The sequence below is a fragment of the Streptomyces sp. WAC06614 genome (assembly GCF_003949795.1).
GTDB lineage: Bacteria > Actinomycetota > Actinomycetes > Streptomycetales > Streptomycetaceae > Streptomyces.
In genome coordinates this window covers 1-1,028 of the sequence record NZ_RPRY01000711.1, presented here as the reverse complement: position 1 = coordinate 1,028, position 1,028 = coordinate 1, and the positions used below count along the sequence as shown (strand labels likewise).

Genomic DNA, 1,028 nt, shown 5'->3' with positions numbered 1-1,028 from the left:
TCGTGAGACACCGGGCGGCCAGGTGAGGCGAACCATCGAGTGCAACCGCCTGAAAGCCATACCCGGCGTCTCTGGATCTCCAAGACCTTACGACTGGCCTCGATCGACCCATCAACAACGTAGGACCGCCTGAGGGGGTCCCACCGGGCCGGCTGCCCGGGCCGCTCCTGGCCGGGCCCGTGTCAGAAGGTGGCCGACGCGCCGATGGGGAGGTCCCACAGGTCCGTGCGCGCCAGGCCCGCCCGGGCCCAGGCGGCGCGGACCCGCAGGAGCGGTTCGAGGACGGGTTCGGCCGACAGGGCGAAGGTGGCCCAGTGCATGGGGGCCATCCGCCGGGCCCCGAGGTCCAGGCAGGCCTGCACGGCCTCCTCCGGGTCGGCGTGGACGTCGCGCAGCCACCAGCGGGGCGCGTAGGCGCCGATCGGGAACAGGGCCAGGTCGATGCCGGGGTGGCGGCGGCCGATCTCGCCGAACCAGTGGCCGTAGCCGGTGTCCCCGGCGAAGTAGACGCACTTGCGGTCGGGGGCACGGGTGTCGGTGAGCACCCAACCGCCCCACAGGGTCCGGCAGGTGTCGAGCAGCGTGCGCTTGGACCAGTGGTGGGCGGGGACGAAGTCGAAGCGTACGCCGCCCAGTTCGGCCGCCTCCCACCAGTCCAGCTCGGTGACCTCGCTGAACCCGCGGCGACGGCACCAGCGGCCGAGGCCGGCGGGGACGAACAGCGGGGTGCGGCGCGGCAGCCGGCGCAGGGTGGGTGCGTCGAGGTGGTCGAAGTGGTTGTGGCTGATCACCACGGCGTCGACGGGCGGCAGGTCCTGCCAGCGCACCCCGACCGGGGTCATCCGGGCCGGGGTGGCGAAGATCCGCCGGGACCAGACGGGGTCGGTGAGCACGGTCAGTCCGCCGATCCGCAGCACCCAGCTGGCGTGCCCGGCCCAGGTGACGGAGACGGTCCCGGCGTCGACCGGGGGCAGCGGGGCGGGCACGCCAGCTGGGTGCTGCGGATCGGCGGACTGACCGTGCTCACC

Annotated in this window: 1 protein-coding gene; it reads right to left on the bottom strand. The window is 73.7% G+C overall.

Features of this window, described 5'->3' with window-relative positions; translation table 11 throughout:
- Positions 1-182: 182 nt before the first annotated feature.
- Positions 183-1,028 (bottom strand): MBL fold metallo-hydrolase (locus EF918_RS36060; protein WP_125653011.1); only part of this gene is annotated, 846 nt, incomplete at its 5' end.